General features: G+C 63.8%; 17 protein-coding genes. 5 read left to right on the forward strand and 12 right to left on the reverse strand.

Annotated features, from left to right (window positions below):
- The first annotated feature begins 94 nt into the window (after positions 1 to 94).
- Positions 95 to 478, forward strand: coding sequence for an antitoxin Xre/MbcA/ParS toxin-binding domain-containing protein (locus AC5I5I_RS11520; protein WP_495973050.1), 384 nt, complete (start codon positions 95 to 97; stop codon positions 476 to 478).
- Complete coding sequence (locus AC5I5I_RS11525; protein ID WP_495973052.1) at positions 438 to 1,202, forward strand: RES family NAD+ phosphorylase; 765 nt, start codon at positions 438 to 440, stop codon at positions 1,200 to 1,202. Before AC5I5I_RS11520 ends, AC5I5I_RS11525 begins: the two co-directional genes overlap by 41 nt.
- 19 nt (positions 1,203 to 1,221) lie before the next feature.
- Here AC5I5I_RS11525 and tolA read toward each other — a convergent pair whose 3' ends face one another.
- From tolA to AC5I5I_RS11560, 7 genes are all read right to left on the reverse strand, one after another.
- Entirely contained in the window at positions 1,222 to 2,019 is a 798-nt protein-coding gene (gene tolA / locus AC5I5I_RS11530) for a cell envelope integrity protein TolA (RefSeq protein ID WP_495973054.1), read from the reverse strand.
- Between the two features lie 86 nt (positions 2,020 to 2,105).
- Positions 2,106 to 2,528, reverse strand: coding sequence for a RidA family protein (locus AC5I5I_RS11535; protein ID WP_495973056.1), 423 nt, complete (start codon positions 2,526 to 2,528; stop codon positions 2,106 to 2,108).
- Positions 2,529 to 2,648: 120 nt separating this feature from the next.
- The gene (locus tag AC5I5I_RS11540) at positions 2,649 to 4,307 is read right to left on the reverse strand and encodes an AMP-binding protein (protein WP_495973058.1); all 1,659 of its coding nucleotides are present in this window, start codon (positions 4,305 to 4,307) and stop codon (positions 2,649 to 2,651) included.
- A gap of 38 nt (positions 4,308 to 4,345) precedes the next feature.
- Entirely contained in the window at positions 4,346 to 5,533 is a 1,188-nt protein-coding gene (locus AC5I5I_RS11545; protein ID WP_495973060.1) for an acyl-CoA dehydrogenase family protein, read from the reverse strand.
- Positions 5,534 to 6,373, reverse strand: a complete 840-nt coding sequence (locus AC5I5I_RS11550; RefSeq protein WP_495973062.1) for an enoyl-CoA hydratase family protein — start codon at positions 6,371 to 6,373, stop codon at positions 5,534 to 5,536.
- The gene (locus AC5I5I_RS11555; protein WP_495973064.1) at positions 6,370 to 6,885 is read right to left on the reverse strand and encodes a MarR family winged helix-turn-helix transcriptional regulator; all 516 of its coding nucleotides are present in this window, start codon (positions 6,883 to 6,885) and stop codon (positions 6,370 to 6,372) included. The genes AC5I5I_RS11550 and AC5I5I_RS11555 overlap by 4 nt, the downstream gene beginning before the upstream one ends.
- Positions 6,886 to 7,647, reverse strand: coding sequence for an SDR family NAD(P)-dependent oxidoreductase (locus AC5I5I_RS11560; protein WP_495973066.1), 762 nt, complete (start codon positions 7,645 to 7,647; stop codon positions 6,886 to 6,888).
- A 235-nt stretch (positions 7,648 to 7,882) separates the two neighbouring features.
- Here AC5I5I_RS11560 and AC5I5I_RS11565 point away from each other — a divergent pair, with 235 nt between their 5' ends.
- Positions 7,883 to 10,231, forward strand: a complete 2,349-nt coding sequence (locus tag AC5I5I_RS11565) for a bifunctional salicylyl-CoA 5-hydroxylase/oxidoreductase (RefSeq protein ID WP_495973068.1) — start codon at positions 7,883 to 7,885, stop codon at positions 10,229 to 10,231.
- Positions 10,232 to 10,252: 21 nt separating this feature from the next.
- Here the strand turns inward: AC5I5I_RS11565 and nth are convergent, their stop codons facing one another.
- A complete protein-coding gene (gene nth, locus AC5I5I_RS11570; RefSeq protein ID WP_495973070.1) occupies positions 10,253 to 11,074 on the reverse strand; it encodes an endonuclease III in 822 nt (273 codons plus the stop codon).
- Between the two features lie 21 nt (positions 11,075 to 11,095).
- On the opposite strand from nth, the gene AC5I5I_RS11575 reads away from it, so the two are divergent.
- Positions 11,096 to 11,608, forward strand: a complete 513-nt coding sequence (locus AC5I5I_RS11575) for a DUF2244 domain-containing protein (RefSeq protein ID WP_495973072.1) — start codon at positions 11,096 to 11,098, stop codon at positions 11,606 to 11,608.
- A gap of 51 nt (positions 11,609 to 11,659) precedes the next feature.
- A complete protein-coding gene (locus tag AC5I5I_RS11580) occupies positions 11,660 to 12,553 on the forward strand; it encodes a methylated-DNA--[protein]-cysteine S-methyltransferase (protein ID WP_495973074.1) in 894 nt (297 codons plus the stop codon).
- A 3-nt stretch (positions 12,554 to 12,556) separates the two neighbouring features.
- Here AC5I5I_RS11580 and AC5I5I_RS11585 read toward each other — a convergent pair whose 3' ends face one another.
- From AC5I5I_RS11585 to AC5I5I_RS11600, 4 genes are all read right to left on the reverse strand, one after another.
- Positions 12,557 to 13,624 carry a polysaccharide deacetylase family protein gene (locus AC5I5I_RS11585; RefSeq protein ID WP_495973076.1) on the reverse strand — a complete coding sequence of 356 codons (1,068 nt, stop codon included), beginning with the start codon at positions 13,622 to 13,624 and terminating at the stop codon, positions 12,557 to 12,559.
- 94 nt (positions 13,625 to 13,718) lie between these two features.
- On the reverse strand, positions 13,719 to 14,342 hold the full coding sequence (locus AC5I5I_RS11590) for a 2,3-bisphosphoglycerate-dependent phosphoglycerate mutase (protein ID WP_495973078.1): 624 nt from the start codon (positions 14,340 to 14,342) through the stop codon (positions 13,719 to 13,721).
- 146 nt (positions 14,343 to 14,488) lie between these two features.
- A complete protein-coding gene (dapB, locus tag AC5I5I_RS11595) occupies positions 14,489 to 15,304 on the reverse strand; it encodes a 4-hydroxy-tetrahydrodipicolinate reductase (RefSeq protein ID WP_495973080.1) in 816 nt (271 codons plus the stop codon).
- Between the two features lie 139 nt (positions 15,305 to 15,443).
- Positions 15,444 to 15,746 (reverse strand): DUF1330 domain-containing protein, encoded by a 303-nt coding sequence (locus tag AC5I5I_RS11600; protein ID WP_495973082.1) that lies wholly within the window; start codon positions 15,744 to 15,746, stop codon positions 15,444 to 15,446.
- Between the last annotated feature and the right edge of the window lie 5 nt (positions 15,747 to 15,751).

A 15,751-nucleotide genomic window follows, 5' to 3' on the forward strand; every position in this document is an offset into this window, starting at 1 on the left:
TTAGCGTCGGACGTTAAGATCGTAAAGATATTATCTTATACGAAGGCTTGATTTCTGAGGAAATTTATATAGATTTTCTTTCAGGAGTAGCATGATGCGTGTGAAGCGGGCTGTTAAGGGTGAACCAAGCTCAGAAGCCAGCGTCGTCACCAAAGCCGCCGCGCGTGCGGCAGAGCGGCTTGGCGTGAGGAGCAGCGCACTAAGCCGGATCGTCGGCCTGTCAGAGCCCACCGTCTCTCGCATGCGCAAGGGACACTACGTCTTGGACCCGCGGCATAAATCCTTCGAACTCGCCCTGCTGTTCGTCCGGCTTTATCGCTCGCTCGATGCGCTGGTCAGCGGCGACGACGACGCCGCCGCCGCCTGGCTGACGAGCCGAAACACCGCGTTGAACGGCGTGCCCGTGGAGATGATCCAGAGCGTCAGCGGCCTGATCAATGTCATCAGCTATCTCGACAGTCGCCGAGCTCTCGTCTAGCGCACACTCTGCGTCGGGGCGGTGCTGGCGCGTCGTCGAGGCGCAGCATCGGGTCTCGACGATGAAGCTCACCGACAATGCCGCCGAGCAGGCCCTGCTGGAGCGGCTGATCGAAGACAGCAAGCCCCCGATCCCGCTCGAATGCCGCCACCTCGACTTTCTTCTGTTCACGCCGTTCCGTTATGCGCCCTATCCGCAGGGGTCGCGGTTCAGGCGCGCGGGACTGACGCCCGGGGTGTTTTACGCCTCCGAAACACCTGACACCGCGATTGCGGAAGTTTGTTTCTATCGCCTGCTGTTCTTCAGCGAATCGCCGGACACGCCATGGCCGGGAAATGCCGGCGAATACACGGCCTTTGCCTGCGACTACGCAGCCGCTTTGGCCATCGACCTCACCCGAACTCCTTTCCACAACCGGCACGCGGCGTGGACCGATCCGATCGACTATGCGGCATGTCAGGAACTCGCCGATCTTGCGCGCGCGGCCAATGTTGACGTCATCCGCTACGAATCCGTGCGCGACCCGGGTCATCGCGCCAATATCGCGCTGCTGACCTGCACCGCCTTCGCAGCACCCGAACCGGTCGCTCGCCTGACATGGCGCATTCTGCTGGGCGACAATGGCGCACGCGCCCAATGCGAGATGCCGCGACAATCTCTGGATTTCGACCGCGCCACTTTCGCGGGCGACCCGCGTATCGCGTCCATGCAATGGGATCGCTAACGACGATGCCGATACGCGCCTAACTCCGTTTCGGCAGCTTCGGCACCACACCAAGTCCCACCATGCCGGTGGCGGTGAATTTCAGATCCAGCGTCTTCCAGTCGGCGTATTTCGCCGGCGGCAGCGTGTATGGATAGCAGCCCTGGAGCGCGTTCATTGCGATCCCGACCAGCATCGGGCCGCGCTCGGAGGCCGGCGCCTGCAGCAGCACCGGCTGACCTGCGAGTTGCCCTTTGGGGCCGAACGAGACCCGCAGGATTACTTCGAGCCCCATGATCCCGGGAATGCCGACCGGCAGTTTCCAGCATTTCTGGATCTGCGCGCGCAGCGCCGCGATTTCCTCCGGCGTCAACTTCGACTTGCCCTCGCCCGCCGGTCCACCCTGCGGGATGTCGGGCTTGGCGGGCGGCTTGGCAGCCTGTTTCGACTCGGGCGGCGGCGCCGCCTGGTCCGGTTCGGGACCCGCATCGGATTTCGGTCCCGCCGCGCCGGCCCGCGGCTTCGGCGGCAGGCTTTGCGCTGGCGGCGGCAGCGACTGCTTGACGGGCTCCGGCGGCTTCAGTTCGGCCTGCTTTGGAGGCTCGGGAGGTTTAAGTCGCTCCGGCGGCTTGGGAGCCTCGGGCGGTTTGGGCGGCTCTTCCTTTTTCGGTTCGAGTTCCTCCGGCGGCACCAGATCGACGTCCATGGCCTGCAATCCGGAGGTCGGCAGATGCCGACGCTCGGCGAAGACAATGGCGCCGACGAATCCGAGATGCGCGAGCACCGACACCGCAACGATCGCGGCGCTGAGACTCACGCGATTGAACAGTGAAAGCAAAGGCGGCGGCTCCGGTTCGCCCGTTCGTCGGGCGCACCCTACCCGCAGCGGCTATCGGAGGGGAGTCCCGGCGCGCCGCCGGGCGCCTAGTCCGGAATAACGGCCGTGGTCTCGATTTCGAGCAGGGCGTCCTTCTCCACCAGCGACGTGACCTGCACCAGCGCCATGGCGCCGAAATTCTTGCCCATCACCTCGCGATAGACCCTGCCGAGTTCCGGCAGCGAGGCGCGATAGGCGTCGATGTCGGTGACATACCAGGTCATGCGCACGACATGCTCCGGTCCTGCGCCGCCTTCCTTGAGCACGGCGACGATGTTTTCCAGAAGCTGCCTGGTCTGTGCGACGAAACCCTGCGGCAGCTTGCCGTGGATGTCCCAGCCGATCATGCCGCCGACGAACACCATCTCACCACGCGCCTTGATGCCATTGGCGTAGCCCTTCGGCTGCGGCCAGCCGGCAGGATTGAGAATGGTGTTGGCAGCGGGCGATTTGATGGCGGTGTCCGACACGGGAATTCTCCTGGAAAAATCTTGCGCAGCGTTCGATCAGATTGCGTTACTCCGGGCCGCTCATCCTTCGAGGCTCGCGATGCTCGCACCTCAGGATGACGGATCGAAACCTAGTATTCATCACGACGCCATCTTCTCCGCGCCCGATTCCGCGATCTTGCGCAATTCGAAACGCTGCAGCTTGCCCGTCTGTGTGCGCGGAAGCGCTGAGACATACTCGATCGCGCGCGGATATTTGTACGGCGCAACGGTGTTCTTGACGAAATCCTGCAGCGTCTTGGTCAGCGTGGCGTCGCCCGCATGACCGTCGCGCAGCACGATATACGCCTTGACGATATGCCCGCGCTCCGGGTCCGGCGCGCCGACCACGCCGCATTCGGCCACCGCCGGATGCGAAAGCAGCACCTCTTCTACTTCGGGCCCTGCGATGTTGTAGCCGGACGAAATGATCATGTCGTCGGATCGCGCCTGATACCAGAAATAGTCGTCGGCATCCTGCACGTAGGTGTCGCCGGGGAAATTCCAGCCATTCTGCACATACTTGGTCTGGCGCGCATCGGCGAGATAGCGGCAGCCAGTCGGCCCCTTGACTGCGAGGCGGCCGATGGTGCCGCGCGGCACCTCATTGCCGTTTTCGTCGACGACTTTCGCGACATAGCCGGGCACCGGCTTTCCGGTCGAGCCGGAACGCACCTCGCTCTCGGGCGAACCGATATAGATGTGCATCATCTCGGTGCCGCCGATGCCGTCGAGCGCCTTGATGCCGGTGGCCTTGTGCCACGCCTCGAACGTCGATTTCGGCATGGTCTCGCCCGCCGAAACGCAAATCCGCAAAGACGAGATGTCATGCTTGCCGAGATGGGGGATCATGGCGCGGTAGGCGGTCGGCGCGGTGAAGCAAACCGTCGCCTTGTATTTCCCAATCGCGGGCAGAAGCTCTTCGGGCGGCGCCTTTTCGAGCTGGATCGTGGCCGCGCCAATGCGGAACGGAAACAGCACGTGACCGCCAAGCCCGAAGGTGAAGGCAAGCGGCGCCGAGCCGATGAACCGGTCGTCCGGCGAGGCTTGCAGCACATGCTTGCCGTATGAATCGCAGGGCGCCAGCATGTCGCGGTGAAAATGCATGGTGCCCTTCGGCTCGCCGGTCGTGCCCGAGGTGAATGCGATCAGGCAGACATCGTCGACCGCGGTGTCGAAGGCATCGAATTTCTCATAGCCGGGCTTGTTCATCAGGGTCTCGAGCGAATCCGGTCCGCCACCGCCCCAATAGACCACGCGTTCGAGATTTGAAGCCGGGGCCTTGGTCTTGTCGAGTTCCGCCGCCAGCCGCGCGTCGCCAAGCGCCAGCCTGATCTGCGCCTTCTTGCAGGTATAGGACAATTCCTTCGCACGCAGCAGCGGCATGGTGGCGACGGTGACGCCGCCCGCCTTCATCACGGCGAGATACGCCGCGACCATCGTCGCGCCATTCGGCGCGTGCAGCAGAACCCGGTTGCCGCTTTCCATGCCGAGATCGCGCGTCAGCACATTGGCAATCCGGTTGATGCGTTCGGCGAGTTGCGCGTAGGTCAGCGTCTCGGTCGGCGTGATGATCGCGACCCGATCGCCCTGTCCCGACGCGACCCACTTGTCGACGAACTCGGTCGCGCAATTGATGCGATCCGGATATTGCAGTTCCGGCAGCCTGAACAGGAATTCCGGCCACTGATCCTGCGGCGGAAGATTGTCGCGCGCGAACGTGTCCTTGTATTTCGATGGGATCATGCTGGAAGGCATCATGGTCGAGCTCCTGATACTCTTTGCTCTTTCCTCGCCCGTTACTTCGTCGTCGCTTTTTCAGCGGCGTAATTCTTCAACGCTTCGCGCGCGATCACGACCTTCTGCACTTCGGTCGCGCCTTCATAGATGCGCAGTGCGCGGATTTCCCGGTACAACTCCTCGACCTTGACGCCCTTGGTGACGCCCTGCCCGCCGAACAACTGCACCGCGCGATCGATCACGCGCTGCGCGGCTTCGGTTGCATGCATCTTGGCCATCGCGGCTTCGCTGGTGACGCGCGCCGCGCCATTATCCTTGGTCCAGGCCGAGCGATAGACCAGCAGCGCCGAGCTATCGACGTCGACGATGGAATCCGCGAGCGACCCTTGCGTCAGTTGCAGGTCGCCGAGCGGCGCGCCGAACAATTTGCGGGTCGCGGCCCGTTCGGTCATGTCGTGCAGCGCACGCCGCGCGAAGCCGAGTGCTGCGGCACCGACGGTCGAGCGGAAGATATCGAGGGTCGCCATCGCCACCTTGAAGCCTTCGCCCGGCCCGCCCAGCCGGTTAGCCACCGGTATCCGCACATTGTCGAATTTGAGCGTCGCCAGCGGATGCGGCGCGATCACCTCGATGCGTTCCTCGATCGAAAGACCCGGCGCATCGGCATCGACCATGAATGCCGAGAGCCCGCGGGCACCGGGCGCCTCGCCGGTGCGCGCAAACACAACGTAATGGTCGGCGATACCGCCGTTCGAGATCCAGGTCTTGCGGCCGTCGAGCCGCACGTGCGTGTTGCCGTCGGGCACGGCTGTCATCGCCATCGCCGCGACGTCGGACCCGGCTTCCGGCTCCGACAGCGCGAAGCCGGCGATCGCCTTGCCCTGGCCGACTTTCGGCAAATAACGCTGCTTAATTTCCGGCGAGCCGTAGAGCGTGATCGAGCCGGTGCCGAGCCCCTGCATCGCGAAGGCGAAATCGGCGAGTCCGTCATGGTAGCCGAGGATCTCGCGCGCGAGACAGAGCGTGCGCACATCGAATTGCGGAAACGTGCCGCCGAACGCAGCGGGCACCGTCGGCGCGAGGAAGCCCGCTTCGCCCAGCGCCTTGACGCGCGCGCGGCAGGCTTCGTCGACATCGTCATGCGGCAGCTTGTGCAGATTCTCCGCAGCCCAGCGGTTCAACCGCGCAGCAAAATCGCGATGACCATCGTTGAAGAACGGCCAGCTGAGGGTTTCCGTAAGCGACATCTAGTCCCCCTCGAACACTGGCTTCTGCTTGTTCGCGAAGGCATGAAATGCGCGCTTGAAATCCTGCGTCTCCATGCAAAGCGCCTGCGCCACTGCCTCCGCCTCGATCGACTGCTCGACCGACATCGCCCATTCCATCTCCAGCATGCGCTTGGTCATGCCGTTGGCGAAAGTCGGACCGGCGCAGAGTTCGTTCGCAAGCGCGGTCGCATCCGCCAGCACATTTTCCGACGACGACAGGCGATTGAAGAAGCCCCAGCGCTCGGCTTCCTCGCCGCCCATCACCCGGCCGGTATAGAGAAGCTCGGCGGCGCGGCCCTGGCCGATGATCCGCGGCAGGATCGCGCAGGCGCCCATGTCGCAGCCGGCGAGGCCGACGCGATTGAACAGGAACGCAACCTTCGCCTTCGCCGTACCGACGCGCAGGTCCGAGGACATCGCCAGGATGGCGCCCGCGCCCGCACAAACGCCATCGACCGCGGCGATGATGGTCTGCGGGCAGGCGCGCATCGCCTTCACCGCCTCGCCGGTCATGCGTGTGAATTTGAGCAGGTCGACCGTATTCATCTCGACCAGCGGGCCGATGATCTCGAACACGTCGCCGCCCGAGCAGAAGTTTCCGCCCTCGCCGGTGAGGACAAAGGCTTTCACCTGGTCGTCACTGGCCGCTGCGCGGAAAATGCCGGCGATCTCGGCATAGCTTTCGAACGTCAGCGGATTTTTTCGCTCCGGCCGGTTCAGCGTCAGCGTCGCGAGCTTGCCGCTGACCTCGAACTTCACATGCTGCGCCTTGTAGGACGCGAGCGGCAGCGGCACGGGATGATGGGTGTTCAGGCTCATTTACCGGCTCCTGCATCGATGGCCTTGCGCGCGGAACCCTTGGTCTTGGCCAGCAGCGTCATCAGCGTATCGACCTCTCCCGGCTCGAGCCCGGCGAAAATTTCAGCGACCCAGTTCTCATGCGTGCGCGCCAGCGAGCGGAAGGTGCGGCGTCCGTCCGGCGTCAGCGTCACGATCATGGCCCGGCGGTCGTTCGGCGCCGGCTTGCGCTCAACGAGATTGAGCGAGACGAGACGCTCCACGAGTCCGGTGACGTTGCCGTTCGACACCATCATGCGCTGCGACAATTCACCCAGAGTCATGCCGTTCGGGGCGCGATCGAGCTGCGCCATCAGGTCGAAGCGCGGCAGGGTGATGTCGAATTCGGTACGCAGGCGCTGGCGGATTTCGTTCTCGATCAATGTCGTGCAGGTCAGCATCCGCAGCCACAGCCGCAGTTCGGCCTCGTGATCGGCCGGCCGTTCGGCGACTTTGGTCTCGGCATCGAGAGGGATGGTCGCGGCGTCGGTCATTCAGATTTCTCCGCCGGCAATCGTCATAGCAGTTCCGGTTACTGCACCGGCATCGACGGAACACAGATACACCACCGCCGCTGCGACCTCTTCCGGCTTGATCAGCCGCGCCATCGGCACGTCCTTCACATATTGCGCGATCACGTCCTGTTCGGACCGGCCGGTTTTCTTGGTGATGGCGGCAACGCTTTCGCGAACCAGGTCGGTGTCGGTGAAGCTCGGACAGACCGCATTGACTGTTACGCCGCTCTTGGCGGTTTCGACTGCAAGCGACCGCACGAGACCGACCACCGCATGCTTGGAGGCAACATAGGCGCTGACATAGCCGTAACCCTTCAGCCCCGCGGTCGAGGCCACAGCGACGACGCGGCCGAACTTGCGCGCGACCATGCCGGGGAGCAGGACTTGCGCACAATTGACGATGCCCAGAACATTGAGTTCGAACAGCCGGCGAAACTGCTCGGGCTGAGTCTTGCCGAAAGGTGCGGTTTCGGCCGCGCCGGCATTGGCCACCAGAATGTCAAACGGTCCGCGAGCGGCTTCTGCCGCCGTCACCCCGGCTACGATTGCCGCCGGGTCGGTGACGTCGGCGACAATCACGCCCGCCGCATGACCTGCCGCCACCGCATCGTCAAGGGCAGCCTGCTGGCGGCCGAGAACCGTGACCGTGGCACCAGCGGCCGTCAACGCCGCCGCCACGGCACGTCCGATGCCGCGGCCGCCGCCAGTCACGAGAGCATGCCGTCCCGAAAGCTTGGCCATGAGGGGTCCCAACAGGGGTCCGATGTCCACCGGATATCGCCGATACTTTAAGCTTAAAATTTCTGGGGCTCAAGCACCGTGTCAGCCCGGGCCATCCGTGCGCGGAAATCTGATGTCCGTTGTGGAATTGTCTATTGTCGGTTCCGCCAATTGACCCACATCAAATCCCGCTTGCACCCAGTTGTTTTAAGCTTAAAATAATCGCGACAACAGCCGCAAGGCGCGGAGGCTACCCATGAAGGTCAGTGTGATCGGCGGCGGCCCCGCCGGGCTTTACTTCTCGATCCTGTACAAGAAGGCGTGGCCGCAGGCGCAGATCACCGTCTACGAGCGCAACCGCCCGGACGATACCTTCGGCTTCGGCGTGGTGTTCTCCGACCAGACGCTCGAGACCTTCCAGAAATACGATCTGGAGAGCTATCGGGCGATCACCGAAAACTTCGCCTATTGGGATGACATCGAAATCCATTTCAAGGGCACGGTGCAGCGCATCGGCGGCAACGGCTTCTGCGGCTGCTCACGTGCGACGCTGCTGCAATTGCTTCATCAGCGCGCGCAGTCGCTCGGCGTCGAACTCAAGTTCCAGTGCGACGTCACCGACATCGAAGGCGCGCTTCGCGACGCCGATCTCGTCATCGGATCGGACGGCATCAATTCGCGCATCCGCGAGACCTTCGTCGATCACTTCAAGCCGAGCGTCGACCTGCGGCCGAACCGCTTCACCTGGATGGGCTCGACCCGGCCACTCGACGCTTTCACCTTCTACTTCAAGCAGACGAAGTACGGCATCGTCATCGTCCACGCCTATCAGTACGAGCCGGGCCGCTCGACCTGGATCTTCGAAACCGATCCGGACACCTTCGCGAAATTCGGTCTCGATCCGCTGGACGAGGCGGGCAGCGCGAAACTGATGGAAGAGCTGTTCGCTGAGGAATTGCAGGGCCACAAGCTGATCATCAACCGTTCGATGTGGCGCAATTTCCCGGCCATCACCTGCGAGCGCTGGGTCTACGAGAATTGCGTGATCGTGGGCGATGCAAAGGCGACGGCGCATTTCTCCATCGGCTCGGGCACCAAGCTCGCCATGGAAGACGCGATCGGGCTGTACGATTCGTTCCGCAAGACCGGCGGCCAGAACGTCAAAGCCGCGCTCTCGCATTACGAGACCAGCCGGCGCGAGGAAGTGGAGAAGACCCAGCATTCCGCCAACGTGTCGCTGGTCTGGTTCGAGCACATGAAGCGGTTCTGGGACATGAATCCGACGCGCTTCGTGTTCGGCCTGATGACCCGTTCCAAGGCGATCACCTACGACAATCTGGCGCTGCGCGCGCCGGATTTCGTCGATGAGGTCGCCCACATGATGGCCGACGAGACCAAGGCGGCGGGCTTCCCGAAGGTCGATACCAAGACGCCGGTCGCGCCGATGTTTCAGCCTTTCCGGCTGCGCGACATGGTGCTGCCGAACCGCGTCGTCGTTTCGCCGATGTGCCAGTATTCGGCGAAGGACGGGCTGCCGAACGACTGGCATCTCGTGCATCTCGGCAGCCGCGCGATCGGCGGCGCCGGCCTCGTCTATACCGAGATGACCGACGTCTCGGCGGAGGCGCGCATCTCCCCGGGCTGTACCGGGCTTTGGAACGACGAACAGGAAGCGGCGTGGAAGCGCATTGTCGATTTCGTGCACGCCAATTCGGCGGCGAAAATCTGCATGCAGATTGGCCATGCCGGTCGCAAGGGCGCAACCAAGCTGTCATGGGAAGGCGACAGCGAGCCGCTGCCCCAAGGCGCGTGGCCGATCGTCTCGGCCTCTCCCATCCCGTATTTCCCGAACAGCCAGGTGCCGCGCGAAATGACCCGCGCCGACATGGACCGCACGGTGGCGGATTTCGTTGCGGCGACGGAGCGGGCGCAGCGCGCCGGCTTCGACATGGTCGAACTGCATGCCGCGCACGGCTATCTGCTGGCGAGCTTCATCTCGCCGATCACCAACAAGCGCACCGATGAGTATGGCGGTTCGCTCGAGAACCGCATGCGCTTCCCGCTGGAGGTGTTCTCCGCCATGCGCGCGGTGTGGCCGAAGGAGAAGCCGATGTCGGTGCGCATCTCGGCGACCGACTGGATCGACGGCGGCATCACCGGCGACGACGCAGTCAAGATTTCCGGGATGTTCAAGGACGCCGGCTGCGACATGATCGACGTGTCGACCGGCCAGACCGATCCGGAATCCGCGCCGGTCTACGGCCGCATGTATCAGACGCCGTTCTCCGATCAGATCCGCAACGAGGCGAATATCGCCACCATGGCGGTCGGCGCCGTCACCACTGCCGATCAGGTCAACACCATTGTCGCGGCTGCGCGTGCCGATCTGGTCGCGTTGGCCCGCCCGCATCTGCTGGACCCGTATTTTACCATGCGTTCGGCCGGCTGGTATGGCGCGGAGGACATCCATTGCCCGCCGCAATATCTCTCCGGCCGCGACCAGCTCTTCCGCAATTCGGTGCGCGAGCGGGCCGAGATGACAGAACTGAAACTGAAGGCCAAGCCGAAGCCCCAGATCGACACCTGGAAACAGGCGGCGGAGTAGCCTCTCTGTCCCTCTCCCCGCTCACGGCGAGAGGGACAGCGTCGTCTTCCCCGGCCAGCGGCACAGATCCGCGATGATGCACTTTTCGCACAATGGCTTGCGCGCGAGGCAGACATAGCGGCCGTGCAGGATCAGCCAGTGATGCGCATGCATCATGAATTCCGCCGGGATCACCTCGACAAGCTTCAGTTCGACCTCGAGCACATTCTTCCCCGGTGCGAGACCGGTGCGGTTCGAGACCCGGAACACATGGGTATCGACCGCCATGGTCGGCTGACCGAACGCCATGTTGAGCACGACATTCGCGGTCTTGCGCCCGACACCCGGCAGCTTTTCGAGCGCTTCGCGGTCTCCCGGCACGACGCAGCCATGCTCCGCGATCAGTTTCTCCGACAGCGCGATGACGTTCTTCGCCTTGTTTCGAAATAGTCCGATGGTCTTGATCAAGTCGCGCACCTGCGCTTCGCCAAGCGCGATCATCTTCTCCGGCGTATCGGCCGCCGCGAACAAGGCCGGCGTCGCCTTGTTGACCCCGGCATCGGTCGCCTGCGCCGACAGCACCACGGCGACCAGGAGTGTGAACGGGTTGACGTGTTGCAACTCGCCCTTGGGCGCCGGGTCGACCGACTGAAAGCGCCGGAAGGCTTCCGTCACTTCGGCCCGTGTCCAGGGCCGGATCTCGCCATGTACAGCCAGCACATCGGCCTCGACCTGCGCCCTGGCGGACTTCGGCTTTGCCGCCTTGCCGGCTTTGGCGGCCTTGAGCGCAGCCCTCGCGGGGGCCTTCACGGCGGCCTTGCGCTTTTTCGCCTTCGCGGCCGTGCGAGTCGTCTTTTTTGCCATTTCTTCCCTATATTGTCCGGGATGACCCCGAACAACGACCCGAAACCCGATACCCCCCTGTTTTCGGCGGTGATGACGCCGAACCGCTCGCTGGGGAAGCGCGGCTTCGGCATTCTGATGCTCGTCGTCGCCGGTATCAGCTTCGTCGCCGGCATTGTTTTTGCGATCGCGGGCGCCTGGCCGATCACCGGCTTTTTCGGGCTGGACGTGCTGCTGATCTACTGGGCGTTCCGGGTCAATTATCGCGACGGCCGCGCCTATGAGCAGATCGTGGTGACGCCCACCGAGCTGATGTTCCGCAAGGTCAGCCCGCGTGGCGCGGCGATCGAGTGGCGCTGCAATCCGCTTTGGGTCAAGCTCGACTGGGACATCCACGAGGAATTCGGCGTGCAGCGGCTGCATCTGGTCTCGCGCGGCGAACGGCGCGCGATTGCCAGTTTCCTCTCTCCGGAGGAAAAGGAAGGCTTCGGCAAGGCGTTACAGGCCGCCATCGCTGCGGCAAAGCGCGGGCCGGACCGGACCGTGATTGCCTGATCAGAAATCGGGTGGGACTGGCGGGCCGGCGGGCTTATCGGGAGGGACACAATGACGAGAGCCGCCATGCTGTCCCCCGATCGCATCCCCGATACGAAAGAACTGACAGCCGCAGCCGGCGACTATGACGTGGTCCGGCGCGCCATCGCCCATATCCGGGGCAACTGGCGTCAGCAGCCCGATATCGAGACAATCGCCGAAGCCGCCCAGGTCACACGGACCGAGCTGCATCACCTGTTCCGGCGCTGGGCCGGGCTGACACCGAAGGCGTTCCTGCAGGCGCTGACCCTCGATCACGCGCGCAAGCTGCTTCGCGATTCCGCCAGCGTGCTCGACGCAACCTACGAAGTCGGCCTGTCCGGCCCCGGACGGCTGCACGATCTGTTCGTCACCCACGAAGCAATGTCGCCCGGCGAATGGAAAGCGGGCGGCGAAGGCCTCACCTTGCGCTACGGCTTCCACCCCTCACCGTTCGGCACGGCGCTTGTGATCGTGGCGCCGCGCGGTCTCGCCGGTCTCGCGCTGGCCGATGCCGGCAAGGAACGCGACTCGCTCGCCGACATGAAAGGCCGCTGGCCGAAGGCGACCTATGTCGAGGACGCCAACACCACCGCGCCGGTCGCGGCCCGCATCTTCGATCCGAAGCTGTGGCGGCCGGACCAGCCGCTGCGCGTGGTGCTGATCGGCACCGATTTTGAAGTGCGCGTCTGGGATACGCTGCTGAAAATCCCGATGGGCTGCTTCACCACCTATTCCGATATTGCGCGGACCATCGACAAGCCGAAAGCGGCGCGCGCGGTCGGCGCTGCGGTGGGAAAGAATCCGGTCTGTTTCGTGGTGCCGTGCCATCGCGTCATCGGCAAGAGCGGCGAACTCACCGGCTACCACTGGGGGCTGACGCGCAAGCGCGCCATGCTCGGCTGGGAAGCGGGACGGGTGGCCTGAGACTTACCGCGCCGACCCTGACGTTTCCGCGGTCACTCCCGCAAATGTCGGCTCGCTGGCACGCGGGAAGTCGCCATTGCGATAGGCCGTCAGCATCTCGGGCTGCAATCCATCCATCACATCGGCAAGCGTCTTGTAGGTCACGCAGCGCACTTCCGGCAGGCCGCAGACGCTGCGCGCAAATTCCTTGAGCGCGTCGCGGTAAGCACCGTTTTGGTAATCGGTGAAATGGTGCCCGATATGGATCGGCGCGCGATTGCCGGTGTAGTTGGCGCGGAAGTAATTCAGATAGGACTCCAGCATCTGGCGGCGGAATTGCTCGCGCCGGCTTGCGATCGGCGCCGCGCCCGATTGCGCGACCAGGAAATTGTAATCCATCGACAGCGTCGCGCGGCCGGAGCCGGCGAGCCGGATCCCGGCGAGATTGAAGCGCCAGATGCCGTCGCGCTTTTCCGGCCAGGCATTGGCCGGCATGGTCCCGCTGGTGTCGTAGCGGAAGCCGCGCGCAGCGAGCGTGGTGTAGAGGCCGGGGCTATGCGCGAGATAGGGCGCGCGGAAGCCGACGATGTCCTTCGCAGAGAAGGCAAACCCCTCCTCCGGCGCGAGCTCGTTGTTGCGCGCCACATTCTCCAGCAACCCATCGAAACTGCTGAACTCGGACGTCCAGGCCGCCGCGCCCCAGCTCCGTCCATCGAAATGCCCGACCGCATGCGACGCGATCTCGTGCCCGTCGCGATGCAGCGCATTCATGAAGGCGACGCGCTTGCGCACGTCGTCGGCGCTGCCGCCGAAATTGATCCGTGACGCACCGCGGGACTGGTTCGGTCCCTGATAGAGATGCTTCTTTGCGTTACTGAGAAAATTGATGCCGCTGACGAAGAAGGTGAATCGGACGCGCTCGCCGCCGCGATTGACCTCCGCGGCAAAATCGGTCCAGTCCTGCCAGCGGTCGAGCTCGGTGCAATTGTCGAAGGCGATCGCGATGTATTGCGGCGGTCGCTCGACAGCGGAAGCCGCCTGCGAACCGACAACACCCAAAACAAAAGACGCAAACGCCAGCACCATACGCATGCGCTCCGGCAAACAGCATGACCGGGTCGCGGATCAACAAAAATCCCGAAACGTGGTTAGCGCTCAACCATGATGCTTCGATATGTCGGCGATATCACGCCGCCAGGTCGAGCGTGGAAGCGACCGTGGCGTCGGCATTGAGGCGATAGATGATCGGCACGCCGGTCGCGATCTCCCGCTTCAGAATGCCCTCGGGCGACAGCTTTTCCAGCACCATCACCAGAGCGCGCAGCGAATTGCCGTGCGCCGCCACCACCGTCCGCTTGCCCTGCAGCACCGCCGGCAGGATCTCCTGCACATAATAGGGCAGCGTGCGAGCCAGCGTGTCGCGCAGCGATTCACCGCCGGGAGGCGCGATATCGTAGGAGCGCCGCCAGATATGCACCTGCTCCTCGCCCCATTTCTTGCGGGCGTCGTCCTTGTTCAGTCCGGACAGGTCGCCATAGTCGCGCTCGTTCAGCGCCTGGTCGCGCACGATCGGGATGCCGCTCTGATCCATTTCCGTCAGCATCAGGTCGAGAGTACGCTGCGCACGCTTCAGCGCAGAGGTGAAGGCGATGTCAAACGCGATGCCCTGTGCCTTCAGCTTGCGTCCGGCCTCTTTCGCCTCGGCAACGCCCTTCTCGGTCAGGTCGACATCGCGCCAGCCGGTGAACAGGTTCTTGAGGTTCCATTCGCTCTGGCCGTGACGCACCAGCACAAGAAGACGGTCGGACATTGTCTTGATTTCCTCACTTCAGCATTCAATCCGTCACCCTGAGGCGCGAGCGAAGCGAGCCTCGAAGGGCGACGGCCGGTGAACTTGTATAGGCCGTCCTCCTTCGAGGGCCGCTCCGCGGCCACCTCAGGATGACGGGACCACAATCAAAAATCCTTCAATCCCAGCACGTCGGTCATCGAATAAAGCCCGGGCTTCTGGCCCCGCGCCCACAGCGCGGCCTTCACCGCACCGCGGGCGAAGATCATGCGGTCCTCGGCCTTGTGGCCGAGTTCGATCCGCTCCGCAGGGCCGGCGAAAACCACGTTGTGCTCGCCGACGACCGTGCCGCCGCGCAATGTTGCGAAGCCGATATCGCCGGCCTGGCGCGCGCCGGTATGGCCGTCGCGCGATCGCACCGACCGCTGGTCGAGATCGACGCCGCGTCCTTCAGCCGCCGCACGCCCGAGCAGGAGCGCAGTACCGGATGGCGCATCGATCTTCCGGTTGTGATGCATCTCGACAATTTCGATGTCGAATTCCTCATCGAGCGTCTTCGCCACCCGCTTCACCAGCGCGGCCAGCAGATTGACGCCCAAACTCATATTGCCGGACTTGACGATCACGGCACTCTTAGCGGCCTCGGCGATCGCGGCATCGTCTTCCGCCGTAAAACCGGTGGTGCCGATCACATGCGCAACGCCGGCCTTGGCCGCCAGTTTCGCCAGCGCCACCGTCGCCCTCGGAATGGTGAAATCGATGATGCCGTCGGCGTCGCCGAGCAGCGTTTCGGCATCGTCGGTGATCAGGATGTCCTGACCGCCGACACCGGCAAGCTCCGACGCGTTCCGCCCGATCAGCGGCGAGCCGGAATCCTCGAGTGCGCCGGACACGGTAACGCCCTTGGTCTCGGCGATGGCGCGGATCAGCGTCCGCCCCATGCGGCCACCTGCTCCCGCCACGATCAGCCGCATGTCGGACATGGATTACGCTCCGGACTTTCAGTCACCCGCGGGATAGCCGTCCGAAGGACGCCGTCGCTTCGCTCGCCTACGACCTGCGGGGCCATCTTCTTCGCAAGATGGCTGGCCGGGTCAAGCCCGGCCATGACGCTGTGATGCCTCACGGCTGTGGCCCGTCATAGCCTTCGATGATCACGATATCGGCCAGCGAATGAGGCTGCCGCACCTTGATATTGGCCTGATATTCCGGAGAGTTGTAGCAGGCGAGTGCGGCCGCATAATCCGGAAATTCGATCACCACATTGCGGCTTCGCGCCTCGCCTTCCGGGCATTCGAAGGGACCGCCGCGCACCACGAAGCGCGCGCCGTATTTCCTGAAGATCTCCGGATTGGCCGCGGCATAGGGCTTGTAGCCATCGTCGTTGTGCACATCGACGCGCCCAATCCAGTAGCCCTTCGCCATCGCCG

It is taken from the genome of Pseudorhodoplanes sp. (assembly GCF_059499825.1).